The following is a 13322-nucleotide window of genomic DNA, read 5'->3' on the forward strand; positions in this document are numbered from 1 at the left end:
ATCCTCCACGAGCTTTTGGAAAATTTTCATAACGGGAAGGACACCACCGCTCAATAAATTCTAGACCAATTCAGAGCAGTTCAACACCAAAACGGCCTGTTCACAGTTCCCCGCTTTAGGGCTTAACTTTAAAAAGGGTTCGTAATAGGAGCAACAAGAGGTGAGAGCCATGGCTGAGATAGAGACGATCGGGTTCCATTACGTTGTTGAGGCCGCTGGTTGCGATCCCGAAATCCTCGGTAACGCTGACAAGATAAGAGAGATATTCCTGGAAGCAGCCAAGGTCGGTAAAATGGAGGTCAAAGCGAGCTATTTCTTCAAGTTCTCTCCCACCGGCGTCAGCGGAATGGTCATCGTCGCCGAGAGCCACATCTCGATACACACCTGGCCGGAGAAGGGCTACGCCGCCCTGGACGTCTACACCTGCGGAACCACCGCCGATCCGGAGAAGGCCGTCGACTACATCCTCGACAAGCTCCGCGCCCAGTACGCCCACGTTTCCGAGATAAAGCGCGGAATAGAGGAGGAAGACGAGACATTCACCCACATGATACTCACCTGGGAGGAGAAGCTCGAAAGGAAGAACAACGAGAATGGCTGAAGCCGGATTCTTTCTCTTATACCTCCCTTGCCCGATTAGCGTTTTCTCCTTATGAACTCCCCAACATCGGTAACGTTCAGGATGAACTTCCTCTTGCTATCTGGGTTTATCCTGCCTATGCCGAGGATAACACCGTTTTCGTCGTAGACCACCAGCTTCTTCGTGCCCTGCCAGAGGTATCTCCTCACACCGCCCCTCGGGACGTCCTTCCCCGTCGTGAAGAGGAATCCCGCCTTTGGACTGAGAACAGCGTAGTTCCTCTCAACCCTCACGAAGTAGAAGAACTCCACGTTGGGATAGAACTTCTCCACGAGATTTTTATCGACCTTTATCGTGCCGATGAAGGTTCCGTAGGCGTAGGGCTTAACCTCCATTCGCTCAATCTCCCGCCACAGACTCTCGTTCACGGCGTAAACGTCGCGGAACTTTCCCTCGACGACGGCAAAAAAATGATGCCTGAGCTCGCCGTACTTCTCGGCCTCGCGGAGGATTAAATCGTACTCCCAGGCTGAAGCGCGCCGGTAGCGGAGTTCCTGCTCCATGTTCCAGACATCGAGGGAGGCCTTAAAAGGTTAGCCATCAAGTCCACCAAGCAACGTCACAAAGCCATCCATGTCAGTTTTATCAAACTCTCTCTCGAACTCCAGGCCGAGTTCCGCTATCTCCTCTGGTTTTATCTCAACCTCCGGCTCCTCCGCGTTTATTCCGGGACAGCTCTCGTCGTAGTAGAGCCATAGTTCTTGGCCTTTGTAGTGAAACGGTTTCTCACCCTCAACGCCGAGGGGCCTTCGCGAGACCATGAAAGGATATATCCTGCAGATTATCGGATTGACCCTGTGAATCCTGCACTTCCCGGTTTCCGGGTCATGGAAGACGCAGCCCAGATCCCACTCCCTGACCGCGAGAACGAAGCGGATTTTACCCCCCTCCACTGAGAAGGTCACGAACTCCTGCGGGTCGTGGCCGGCCTTTGCTATTCCCTCTATGTCCCTCAGCGTCAGATACACGTGCCTCCCCCTGCAGCAGTCAAGGCAGTAGAGGCACCTGAAGGACACCGGCTCACTGAAAGGTCTCGGTTCGAACCTCATGGAATCCCATCTATGAGACCGGTTAAAAATGCATCGGAAGAACCGGCAAAAATAGGAAAGCAGGTTTTAATACCCTAACTTTTTCCGTAGGCGACTTTGAAGGCCCCCCAGTCGGTTTTCTCGCCGTAGGTCACCGTGAAGTTGACCAGCTCGTACTTCTCAGGCTTTCCATCGGGCTTGTAGAAGATCAGGTGATAACCGGGCTCCACGTACCAGTAGAAGGCCGAAGTTACCACGAAGAAGTACTTGGAGATCGACAGCTTCCTCACGCACCTCTCGCTCACGATGAACTTCTGTCCATCCCAGAAGGCAACGTCCGCACACCAGCCGGGCGTCTGAATCTCCAGGAACACGGAGTCCCCGTAGTCCTCGCTGCCCTTCAGTATGAGGTGGTTCTGCATGTCCACAGCGTTCTCCCAGGTGTAGTTGCCCAGTGTTATGTTCTCAAGCAGGAGAATCTGTCCCTTCGGGGCGGCAACGCCGTAGGGCACGGTTTTGTGGGTGAGGAGCGGGTAGTAGACTATCCTGAAGATGAGAATACCGAAAACGAGGACTATGAAGAGAACCTTGAGCCGGAACGCCGTCTCATAAGAAATCCGCATGGAATCACCTCACGACCTTTCAAGGGAGACCTTGAACGCCCCCCAGTCGGTTTCCCCACCGTAGGTGACCGTGAAGTTGACCAGCTCGTAGTTCTGAACTGAACCCTCCTTGTGGAAGACTATAACGTAGCCGGTTTCAAGGTACCAGTAGAGTATTTCCTTCGCCTCGTGGGTTGGAATCCTCTTGAAGGCATACTGGCTCAGCTGAACCTCCCTGGCGCAGTCGTACTTCTGCTGCCAGCCTTTCGATGAGCCTCCCCACACCCAGACGTCGATGCACCATCCGGGAGTTGTCATCTTCATGGTCAGTTTATCCCCGGCGTCGTCGTTGCCCTTGAGCACGAGTATGTTGTTCTGGGACGTTACCGGGACGGCGTTGGTGTAGTTCACGGAACCGAGAGTAAAGTTCTGGGCAAGGACGATCTGCCCCTTGGGCGCCGCAACCCCCCAGGGGTTGACCTGATGGCTCAGCAGGGGGTAATACACTATCATGAATATGACGATGCCAAATATGAGAGCCAGGACGAGAACCTTGGCCCGGAAGCTTGTCTCGTAGGATATCCGCGGCTTACGGCTTTTGCCCATTCAGGCCACCTCAGCACATAGTTGTCCATCAGTGTTTAAAAGTTTTACTGACGAGAAAAGGTTTTTCCAACGAACCGGATGAGGGGAATAAACCAAAGCCGGGGAAGAAGAAAATACCTTTCACGTGTTTAAGTGGCCGTCGAAGTGTCCGCGGATTTCGAAGTCAGCGTAGCCCCTATCCAGCCTCTTAGCCACGTACGGCCCGTTCTTCCGGTAGCCGAACTTCCGGTAGTAGTTCCTAACGCCGACGCCGCTGATGACCAGCATCTTCATGACGTCAAACTCCTCCCTCGCTATCCTCTCGGCCTCTGCAAGGAGCTCCCTTCCGTAGCCGCGGTGCTGCCACTCGTAGCGGGGCTTTCCGCCGATGGGAACGAGCGGGCCGTAAATGTGGAGCTCCCTGACTATGGCCGAAGGGCAGCAGTTTATCTCCTTCCTGTGGGCCTTCTCGCTCGGAATCCTGAGGCGGAGGAAGCCGATCAGGACGTCGTTCTTGACGTCTTCAAAGCTCAGGAAGATTTCTTTCCCACCGGCGGCCTCGTAGTCCTCGCGGAGTAACTTAATGTGCTCTATTTCAGGCTGTATTCCAAACTTCTCCATCATGTGGCCGACTTCCCTGAAACGAATCTCCCTCGGCCTTATCCCGCGCTTCACGAGTTCGTTGAAGACGAGCTGGCCCAGATTGGAGTGCTTGACGCCGTCAACGATGAGCTGAACGGGTATGTCTCGCTGGATTCTCATCACGCGGACCCACTTCGGGAAAAGCCTGTAGGCCTCGACGAGAAGCTCAACCGCCTCTTCCGTACGGTAGGGGCGATATTTACCCTCCTTCCACCAACGGTGGAGAGGAGCGTCTGCCGTAACAAGCGTCGGGTATATCTTCAGCATGTCGGGTCTGAAGCGGGAATCCTCGAAGATGGCTCTGAAAGTGTAGAGGTCGCGCTCGAAGTTGCTCCCGGGAAGGCCTGGCATTATGTGGTAGTTGATTTTGAGGCCGGCATCGCGGAGAAGCTGGGTCGCCTTAACTATCTCCTCCACTCCATGACCGCGCCTCGTCCTCTCGTGGATGAAGTTGAATACCGTCTGAACGCCAAGCTCGACCCTCGTGGTCCCGAGCTTCAGCATCCTGTCTATATGCCTCTCAAAGGCCCAGTCCGGGCGCGTCTCGATCGTCAAGCCGACCATCCTGACCTTGGCCCTCTCGTTCTTCCTCTGCTCGTCTTCGAGGTAGTAGTAGGGCCTTGAGTGGGTTCTCTCCCAGGCCTCCTTGAACTTCGGATCCTCATCGAAAACGGACTCGTCCCTGTGGACTATCAGCCGTACGAGCTTCTCCTCAAGGTTTTCGACCTCTTTGAAGTACGGGAAGTCGTTCATGGCCTTGAAGGCGCACTTGACGAACCACTCCTGGTAGTCCAGGTCAACCGCCGGAAACGTCCCGCCCTGGATTATGACCTCCACCTTGTCCACGTCGTGCCCTATGTCCGTGAGCTGTTTGAGGCGGCGCATCATGATGATGTAAGGGTGGTAAGCGCTCTGGACGGCGCGAAGGGCGGAAGGTTCTTTCCCAGTGTAGCTCTGGGGGGAGCCGACGCTCGGCCCCCCGGGGCAGTAGATGCAGCGGCCGTGCGGGCACGGGAAGGGCTTTGTCATCATGGCGACCACAGCGACGCCGCTTATCGTCCTCGTCGGCTTTCTCCTGAGCAGATCCCTGAACTCATCCCGCCTGTCCTCCGGGATGGCCTTGAGGATGTCCGAGTTACCGGGAATCCTTGAGAGATGATACTTCCTGGATACGGCTATCTTGTACCTGTTGAGCTCCTCACGGCTCCTTATCTCGCCGTTCATGACGGCCCTCGCGAGCTCCTCAACGGCTTTCTCAAACTCACCATCACCCATCCCAACACCTCTCGGCTGGAGTTGAGGCTCGGTTTTAAAAGGGTTTGCCGGACATATTCAGTTAGTGAATAATTCACCAAGTGAATATGAGGTGGGAGAATGAACCGCGACGAGCTCGTTGCTTTCCTCGATGAATACCTTCAGATTTCGGCCTACCCCGACAAGTCGAGCAACGGCCTCCAGGTGGAGGGGAGGGCGGAAGTCGAGAGGGTCGCCTTTGCGGTTGACGCCACTCTGAAGACCATGGAGCGTGCCGCCGGGGGAAGGGCGGACATGCTCATCGTCCACCACGGCATAATATGGGGCGGGCTGGGCTACATCACCGGAATCCATTACAGGCGCCTGAAGGCGCTCTTCGATGCGGGCATGAACCTCTACGCGGCGCACATTCCCCTCGACGCCCACCCCGAGGTCGGAAACAACGTCCAGCTTCTGAAACTGCTCGGCCTTGAGCCGAAGGAGGCCTTTGGAGAATACAAGGGGGCAACCATCGGCTTCCTCGGGGAGTTCGAAGAGCCGCAGCCCATAGAAAAGGTCGTCCGGGTTCTGGCCGAGAGGCTCGGCACGACCGTCAGAACCTATGAGTTCGGGGAGAGGGAGATAGGGGTCGTTGGAGCAATAACCGGCGCCGGAGCCTTTGCACTCGAGGAGGGCAAGAGGAAGGGCGTTGACCTTTTCGTAACCGGCGAGTTCGGACACGCAGATTACCTAACCGCACTCGACCTGGGAATAAGCGTTGCCGTCGCCGGACACTACAGGACCGAGACGCTCGGGGTTAAGGCCCTGATGGAGGTCGTAAAAGAAAAGTTTGGGGTTGATGTGTTCTTCATAGACGAGCCTACTGGGCTCTGACGCTTCTTATCTTTTCCCTGAACTCCTCCGGCTCAAGGATCTTCAGCTCCACTCCCAGCTCCAGGGCGTATTCGTTTATCCAGCCGAGGGGCGGTACCTGGAACGGGTACACTACCCAGAGCTCCGAGAAACCGGCCCTGGAAGCCTTGACGATGTTGTAAAGGAGCCTCTGGCGGATCCACTTGTAGGAGTTCTCGAACTCGATTGCAAGCAACTTATTTCCATCGCTCAGTATCGCCAGGTCGATCCTGGTGCCGTCGGCCGTGCGATACTCGGGAACCGCCATCAACCCCATTCTCCGGGCTATTTCAGCCGCTTCCTTGGTCAGAGCCTTCACCCTGATTTCAACCACCCCAAAAGATTTTGAATCAGCCGAGGCGCTTTTTCACCTCGGCTATAGCCTCCTCCGCCTTCAGCGGGTTCTTTATCCTGCCCTGGGCGAGCTCCTTCCGTCCGCCGCCACCGCCGCCGGCAACACTGGTAATCACCTTTGCGAGCTCCCCGGCCTTGAGGTCGAGGTTATCGCCGATAGCAACGACGAAGTGGCCTTCCCTGCTGATGAGGACGATGACCCTCTTGTCCTTCCTGAGCTTGTTGGCGGCCTCGCGGAGGTCGTCTATCGTTCCCTCGACGACCTTTCCGATGAACTCTACCTCGCCGACCTTCTCGGTCTCGCTCTCAAGCTCGTAGACGAGGAGCTTTGCGAGTTCTTTTCTCAGCTTCTCCACCTCTTTTCTGGCCTGCTTCCACTCGTTGAAGAACCTCTCTGCCGTCTCGGGAACCTTCTCCGGCGGCACGCGGAAGACCTCGCTCGTTCTCTTGAGTATCCTCTCCGTCTCCTGCATCCAGCTGACCGCTGCCTCTCCAGCGGCGAAGATTATGCGCTCAACGCCGTCCTGTATGCGCTCGGTGCGTAGGATCTTAATCGGGCCTATAAGCCCGGTGTTCGGCAGGTGGGTTCCACCGCAGGCCTGAACGTCCCAGTCCTCGATGTTGAGTATCCTGATCACCCTGCCGGGAACAACGCCACCCTGGTACAGGCGGAAGCCGTACTTCATCTCGGCTTCGGTCCTCGGCAGCCACTCCCACTTCACCGGCCTGTTCTCCATGACGATCCTGTTTGCGAGGCGCTCGATCTCCCTCAGCTCCTCCTCGGTTATGCGCTTGTAGTGGGAAATGTCCAGCCTCGCCCAGTCGGTGTGGAGCTGGCTCCCGGCCTGCCAGACGTGCTTGCCGAGAACCCTCACAAGGGCACCCATGAGGACGTGGGTTCCCGTGTGGTGGCGCATGTGCTGGATTCTTCTCTCCCAGTCTATCCTTCCGTGGACGGTCTGGCCCTCCCTGAAGGCATCGGGCTTCTCAACGCGGTGGAGAATGACCTTTCCTATCTTCTGGACGTTCGTAACCTGGATTTCCTCCCCGTCAACGCTCAGAACGCCGGTGTCGTGGGGCTGACCGCCGCCCTCTGGGTAAAAGGCAGTCTGGTTGAGAACCACCCAGTCGTCTATGACCCTGAGAACCTCTGCGTCGAACTCCTTCATGAACGGGTCTTCGTAGTAGAGCGTCCTCGTGTCGGGCAGGTCCTTGACGAGCTCGAAGTCGACGACGTATTTGGCGGCCTCCTCCCTGACGGTCTTCTCGGCGTCCTTGGCGACGAGGGTGTAGAAGTTGTCAGGGATGTGAACCTTAATCCCCTCGCCCCTGGCGACTTCCGCGACTATCTCCGGCGTTAGGCCGTGGCTCTCGTAGAACAGGATGAGCTTTTCGAGGGGTATCTCCTCCCTGCCCGACTTCTTGAGCTTGGCTATTTCGCGCTTCACGAGGTCGCTTCCGCGCCTGAGGGTCTCGTGATAGCGCTTCTCCTCGACGTCGACTATATCGAGGATTACCTCCTCCATTTCCTTGAACTCCGGGAAAGTCGGGGAGAGTGCCTTGATGTGCATCGCCATTATTTCGCTCAGCGGCATTTCCAGTCCAAGCTCGCGGAGGTGTCTTATGCTCTTCCTGATGAGGAGCCTCGCCAGGTAGCCGGCTTTAACGTTGGACGGGATGACGCCGTCGGCCAGCATGAAGGTCAGCGCCTTCGTGTGGTCCGCTATCGCGTAGATGAGCTCGTAGGGTCTGACGGTCCTTTCAAGCTCCCCAACGCTTATGCCGACGCGTCTGGCCACCTCCCGACGGAGAACCTTGAGGTCTCCCATGTCCTCGATGTCAAACATTCCCGCCAGGCGGGAGTTCTCCATGAGGATGCGCTCGTCTATCTTCTCTATCCCCGCGGCCTTCTTCAGCGGCTCTACGACGTAGCCGAGGACGGCATCGTAAGCCGTCGGTGTTCCCTGGCTCATCCAGACGAGCCTCTCAAGGCCGTAGCCGGTGTCGACTACCCTCGTCTCCATCGGCACGTAGCGGTCGCCCTTTATCTCAACGACCTGGCTCGGGTCGGCGTTCTCGGGGGCCTTCTTGTACTGCATGAAGACGAGGGTTGCAACCTCCAGACCGCGGTAGAGCACCTCGAAGGCAGGTCCCGCGTTTCCCCCACCTGCCCACGGGTTCTCCTTGAAGGTGATGTCCTCGCCCTTCATCCCGAGGTCTTTTGTGAAGAACTCGAAGGCCAGCTCAACCGTCTCGTCCATCCAGTATATCGGCTTTCCGGGATAGTTGAAGGCGTGGTGCGCCATCATCTCGAATATCGTAAAGTGCCTGCCGGTTATTCCGACGTTGTCTATGTCGGTGAACCTTATTGAGGGCTGGCTTATTGTGAGGGGGTTTGCCGGGGGATCTGCCTCGCCGCTGATTACCCACGGCTGGAAGTCCATTATACTCGCCCCAACGAGGAGCACGTCGTCTCTCCAGCGCGGCAGAACTGGGTAGCGCTTCACCCTGCCGTGGCCGTGCCTCTCGAAAAACCCAAGGAAGGCCTCGCGCATCTCCTCCAAGGTGTACTTCTTCGGTATTCCCGGCTTTCCTATGAAGGCGTACTCGTCACAGGGCGGGTCGCCGCAGGTCTCCCTGTCCGGGTCGAGCGTCCAGAAGGGCTTACCGCACACTTTACACGTTTTTCGTATCCATCCTTCCTCTTCAAACATTTTAGTGGTCATGTCCATGCTCATGATCCTCACCTTCTTACTCCTAAGCCTATCCTACGGTGATGCTAAAAAAGACTTTCGTTTGAACTTCATTTCTCCCCTTCAGCACCCTTTTCCCGGAAGTAGATACTCCACCCGGTTACGGAACAGTGTTCAATTGATCACTCCCCAAGATTATCATCGTCTAGCAGTATTATTGGGAACTTGGCCTTCTTCAGCAGTTCGACCATCCTTCTGTAGGTCCTCTTTTGAACTTCGAGCTTATGCCTCAGGCTGGCGTTCTCTATGGCAAGCCTGTTGGCCTCATCAACTTTCAGGTTGAGCTGCATGCGAAGTTCGATTATCTCCTCCTCAAGCTCCCGAACTGAACGTTCGAGACGTTCAATCTCCTCAAGATACTCGCGACAGATGCGCTTTCGTATCATCGTGGTCAGCCCCGCGAAACCTCATCACCACTCAGGGGGCTCCAGACTCATCATCCCAAAACAAATCAGCATCACTAGCAATATTAGCCTTTTGCTTCATGCTCAAAAGAGCATACTCCTGCTTGAATTTCTCCATCAGCTCTTCCCTGATGGATATTTCAATAATCAAAGCCCTCCTCAGCACATCTGAGAAATTTATGTTAAGCTCCTTGGCCCTCTCATACAGCTTTCTGTTCAGATAAACAGTTGTTCTCACAACATCATCACTCTCAGTCATACTGCATCACACATACTTGTATGTTTTAGTATGTTATAGTATGTCATCTTTATAAGCATTTTGCTTTTTTTGAGTGAAAAGAATGAAAAAGACAGAAAAATCATGACAGCTGTACAATCTTGTTGTCAGTGCTGAGCATGTACAGATTGAAGTCACTGTAAACAACATTAAAGTTGCTGTTGAACTCAGCACTTACATCAATCAAATAATAATTCAAGTCAACTGTATTAACATCAGTTGCTTGCAAGTTAATGTCAGACAGCTTGGCAACACTGACAATTGCATCAGCAACAGTATCCTCATCAAAGTCAATCACTGCACTGTCATCATAAGCAGTACATGTGAACAAATCACTGCTCAATATGTTTACTACTGTTGCTGTACTATAGATGTCTGCAGTGGCTAGATTGTCATTTTGTTTTATGATTGCATAATAAATCACAGCATAATTATTGTACTGATTGTTTGTAAATCTGCACACATACACTTTATTATCATATAGATAAGCAAACACATCTGTAATTTGCAGATAAGTATTAAACACACTGTCATACTTTTCAAATGTCAGCACAGTTGACTGTGTAAGTGCTCTTACAGTTGTAAGCATGTCTTGATTATCATTTGTTAATCTGTAGTTACTGTTCAACATCTTTACTGAAGCAACACTTGCTTGCTGATTGTTGTTAAACAAACTGTCAAAGTCTGTGATGTAGTATGTTTGTGTGTTTGAATCATAGTATAATACATACAGTGTGTTGAACTGCTTCCCTATTCTGAAGTAATTAGCTGCTGATGAATCAAACTCCTTGAGTGTATAAGTATTGTCAGCATTTTTCTTGAACATTAGCAGTTTGTTCAAGTACACTACAGTTGCAATCTCACTTAGATTGTCATTTACAACTATGTTTGCTGTGTTCTGTATCTTGCTGACTGACACAACACTCAAGTCTTGCTTGTCAAGTTTGACTATGTACTGATTGTAAGTTACATAATAATAACTGTCATCTTCAGCAACACTGTCAACAATAAATGTGTATTGTGACTGCAGTGACTGCACTGAGAGCTTTGTTACTGATGTGATTGTGCTTGTGAACAAATTATATGCAATTCTGTAGACAGTGAAGTCAACTGTGAAAATATCATAGTATATTATGTTAGCATCTCTAAACTCTTTTATGCTAACAACAAAATTGCTCAGTATGTTCTGCTGATTCAGTTGAATCAGCAGTCTGTAGAAGTCAGTACTGTTATAATAGTCTTTCAGCAAGTACAGCATATAACTTGTGTTGTTTGAGTCTGTTACAATCACATCACTTGCAAGCAAACTACTTGACTCATCTTGCAGAAATGCACTGTACTGACTGTCAACTACAAAGCTCATCAAATCACTCACATAATTGTTATTGCTTGTGTTGTTATCTTGACTATTTGTATTGTCATCTGACTGTGTGTTATTAACAATAACAAAGCTAATATTGTTATTGTTGTTTGATGTGTCAGTTGTGTTATCACTTGTGTTGCTGTTGTTGCTGTCTGACTGTGAGCTACTATCTAAATTATTGTTGTTTGAACTATTGTTGTTGCTTGAATTTGAATTATCATTTGACTGTGATGAATCTGTGTTATTGTTTGTATTGTTTGAAGAGTTGCTGTTGCTGTGATTGTGATTGTCATCTATATTTACTATGTAAGGATAGAATGTAATAGTCTGATAGTTGTAATCATTTACTTTTATGTATATTGTTACAACATAGTCATTTATCTTATTTGTTTTGAGTTCAATCTTGTAAATGTAGTGTATTGTGTTACTGTGACTGTCTTCAAAACTCTCAAGAAGTGTTGGGGCTGGAGGAGCAAGCAGGGGAAAGCTTGTGCTGGCTGGAGGAGTGTATTTCAGCTCAAAATTAGTTTCAATGATGATATAAGTGTAGTAGTATTCCCCATTGTAGTAGACAGGCCAGTAGCTGTTTGGAGCAGGCTTGAGAATCCATATCCTCCCCCAATTTGGCAAATGAAGCTGTGCCTCATGCTTGACTCTTCTCATAATAATACTGGTTATATCAACTGTGTCAGTTGCAAGCAAGTAGCCAATCACTATGGCAAAAATCAGGAAGATTGCAGTTATGATAACCTTACTATCCATAGGGAATCACCAGTAAAAATTAGAGAAAATTCTACTTAGCATAAATTTAAAAACAGCAACCTACACAGCACTCCAAAACCACAACCACACAACTTAATCTACAACCAACAACTTACAACTTAAATGTGACAAATTTTCTAATCAACTCAATCTGCTTAATTAACTCCTCAGCAAAATCATCAGAAATTCTTCCTTCCTTCTTCCCTTTAACCACCAAATCTTCAAGGTCATACAATTTAAATGTTATTGATTCACCAACAAGTGATGTATTTCTAAGCAATTCATTAATTGCAACAACAAGAGACTTTATTTCTTCATCACTTATCACCATCACCACATCACCAACAATAAATTTTACAAGAGTACTTTATAAAGATTTCTTCAGAACTGGTTAAGAAAAGAACTCAACCAAAAACACTAAAAACCTTATCAAGCCCCCTAATCAACCACTCCCCAAACTCCTCCAAAGGAGAGTTTGAAGAACCATACTCCCCACTCTTTTCCCTCTCCTCTTCCTCCCTCAACCACACAAGGAACTCCTCATAACAGCCATCCCTCACAACCCAACCACACTCATACTTAACATAATAGTGATACCAACCATAGTCAGTAATCACATCCCTCCTACCACCAGGATAAACATTAATGGGGTACTTGACTAGAGCAGTGTACTCCCCAGGAGTGTACTCATACTTCCCAGCCCAGTACAAGTGAGGGTCTTCATCATCAGGAAGCCTGTAAAGAATCACAGTCCCACCCTTCCCATAATAATCATCAATAAAGTACTCACTAATGTAAAACCTTATAGCATCCATCAAAGTGGGGAACCTGTACCCAAAGTAATCCCCCATGTAACCCCAATCATACACTTCCCACAGTCCCTCATCAGGATAATACACTAGGAGGAAATCATGCATCACTGGAGCTTTTGGACTATCAATAATCCCAAGGTAATAATCAGCCTCCACCCCAAAGTACTTGTTCACATTGTAAATAATAGCATACTGGACTAGGGCATTGGACTTGCAATCAACCCCCTGCTTGTTCATGCTCCTCTTGAATGATTCTGAGGGGAGGAAAGCATTCTTAGTCTCACCCCCCTTGAGCATTTCACCCCTCCACCAAGACACCATGTACCTCAAGTCTTCTATTGGGACTCCATCAATGCCCCACTTTTCAACATCCTCTTTAAAGAACCTCTGAATGTTTAGGACACTCTCATTCAAATCCTTTAGGATTATGCTCCTCACAAACTCTGAATTAACATCCTGGTAAAGCTGTTTGTAATCAAAAGGCCAATTATGTCTACCATCCCTCCTCTCCCATTCTTTGGGTTTGAATGCTTCTCCCTTGGGGTAGGGGATGAAGTAAACCTTAATCCCCTCAACCACCTTGTACTTGTAAGGGAGGGACTTACCCTTGTCAAAAGGCTCAGGGATTGCCAGTTCACTCTTGTCAGGCTGAGTGTTAATGTCAGGAGTGTTAATGTCAGTGTTGGAGAGCTTGTACTTGACTGTCTTGAAGGGAACTACAATGAATTCTCCAGCATGATACATGGCCTTGAGGATTGGATTGTCAATCTGAACTTCAGGCCCCCTCACTTCTGGGGGAGCACTCAAATTCCCCACTATGAGGAAGATGATGAACATTACTCCAACAAACTTAATAACACCAGACTTCATACTTCCCACCCCAATAATAAGTGTGTTTTTATAATAAATTAAATGTTTTTGTCAAGTGACTAAACATAATCTAAAAAATCAAAAG

At 50.5% G+C, this 13322-nt stretch carries 14 protein-coding genes; 2 read left to right on the forward strand and 12 right to left on the reverse strand.

What is annotated here, in order from left to right:
• The first annotated feature begins 169 nt into the window (after positions 1 to 169).
• Positions 170 to 601 (forward strand): adenosylmethionine decarboxylase, encoded by a 432-nt coding sequence (gene speD / locus ACZ5M3_RS04670; RefSeq protein WP_464840493.1) that lies wholly within the window; start codon positions 170 to 172, stop codon positions 599 to 601.
• A gap of 35 nt (positions 602 to 636) precedes the next feature.
• Here the strand turns inward: speD and ACZ5M3_RS04675 are convergent, their stop codons facing one another.
• The 5 genes from ACZ5M3_RS04675 to ACZ5M3_RS04695 all read right to left on the reverse strand — a co-directional run bounded on the left by ACZ5M3_RS04675 (position 637) and on the right by ACZ5M3_RS04695 (position 4772).
• The gene (locus ACZ5M3_RS04675) at positions 637 to 1143 is read right to left on the reverse strand and encodes a PUA domain-containing protein (RefSeq protein WP_464840494.1); all 507 of its coding nucleotides are present in this window, start codon (positions 1141 to 1143) and stop codon (positions 637 to 639) included.
• A gap of 30 nt (positions 1144 to 1173) precedes the next feature.
• Positions 1174 to 1689: a YkgJ family cysteine cluster protein gene (locus tag ACZ5M3_RS04680; RefSeq protein WP_464840495.1), complete on the reverse strand. Its 516-nt coding sequence runs from the start codon at positions 1687 to 1689 to the stop codon at positions 1174 to 1176.
• A 74-nt stretch (positions 1690 to 1763) separates the two neighbouring features.
• On the reverse strand, positions 1764 to 2291 hold the full coding sequence (locus tag ACZ5M3_RS04685) for a hypothetical protein (RefSeq protein WP_464840496.1): 528 nt from the start codon (positions 2289 to 2291) through the stop codon (positions 1764 to 1766).
• 9 nt (positions 2292 to 2300) lie between these two features.
• Complete coding sequence (locus ACZ5M3_RS04690) at positions 2301 to 2876, reverse strand: hypothetical protein (protein ID WP_464840497.1); 576 nt, start codon at positions 2874 to 2876, stop codon at positions 2301 to 2303.
• Between the two features lie 120 nt (positions 2877 to 2996).
• On the reverse strand, positions 2997 to 4772 hold the full coding sequence (locus ACZ5M3_RS04695) for a tRNA uridine(34) 5-carboxymethylaminomethyl modification radical SAM/GNAT enzyme Elp3 (protein ID WP_464840498.1): 1776 nt from the start codon (positions 4770 to 4772) through the stop codon (positions 2997 to 2999).
• Positions 4773 to 4871: 99 nt separating this feature from the next.
• On the opposite strand from ACZ5M3_RS04695, the gene ACZ5M3_RS04700 reads away from it, so the two are divergent.
• Positions 4872 to 5624, forward strand: coding sequence for a Nif3-like dinuclear metal center hexameric protein (locus tag ACZ5M3_RS04700; RefSeq protein WP_464840499.1), 753 nt, complete (start codon positions 4872 to 4874; stop codon positions 5622 to 5624).
• Here ACZ5M3_RS04700 and ACZ5M3_RS04705 read toward each other — a convergent pair.
• The 7 genes from ACZ5M3_RS04705 to ACZ5M3_RS04735 form a co-directional block, all read right to left on the reverse strand.
• Positions 5611 to 5961 carry a WCX domain-containing protein gene (locus tag ACZ5M3_RS04705; RefSeq protein WP_464840500.1) on the reverse strand — a complete coding sequence of 117 codons (351 nt, stop codon included), beginning with the start codon at positions 5959 to 5961 and terminating at the stop codon, positions 5611 to 5613. The genes ACZ5M3_RS04700 and ACZ5M3_RS04705 overlap by 14 nt on opposite strands.
• Before the next feature lie 31 nt (positions 5962 to 5992).
• Positions 5993 to 8734, reverse strand: a complete 2742-nt coding sequence (alaS, locus tag ACZ5M3_RS04710) for an alanine--tRNA ligase (RefSeq protein WP_464840501.1) — start codon at positions 8732 to 8734, stop codon at positions 5993 to 5995.
• Positions 8735 to 8871: 137 nt separating this feature from the next.
• Complete coding sequence (locus ACZ5M3_RS04715) at positions 8872 to 9135, reverse strand: hypothetical protein (RefSeq protein WP_464840502.1); 264 nt, start codon at positions 9133 to 9135, stop codon at positions 8872 to 8874.
• A gap of 31 nt (positions 9136 to 9166) precedes the next feature.
• Complete coding sequence (locus tag ACZ5M3_RS04720) at positions 9167 to 9412, reverse strand: type II toxin-antitoxin system CcdA family antitoxin (protein WP_464840503.1); 246 nt, start codon at positions 9410 to 9412, stop codon at positions 9167 to 9169.
• Positions 9413 to 9512: 100 nt separating this feature from the next.
• Positions 9513 to 11555, reverse strand: a complete 2043-nt coding sequence (locus tag ACZ5M3_RS04725; protein ID WP_464840504.1) for a hypothetical protein — start codon at positions 11553 to 11555, stop codon at positions 9513 to 9515.
• A gap of 112 nt (positions 11556 to 11667) precedes the next feature.
• Complete coding sequence (locus ACZ5M3_RS04730; RefSeq protein WP_464840505.1) at positions 11668 to 11889, reverse strand: hypothetical protein; 222 nt, start codon at positions 11887 to 11889, stop codon at positions 11668 to 11670.
• Between the two features lie 70 nt (positions 11890 to 11959).
• Complete coding sequence (locus ACZ5M3_RS04735) at positions 11960 to 13237, reverse strand: hypothetical protein (RefSeq protein ID WP_464840506.1); 1278 nt, start codon at positions 13235 to 13237, stop codon at positions 11960 to 11962.
• Between the last annotated feature and the right edge of the window lie 85 nt (positions 13238 to 13322).

The organism is Thermococcus coalescens (assembly GCF_055392585.1).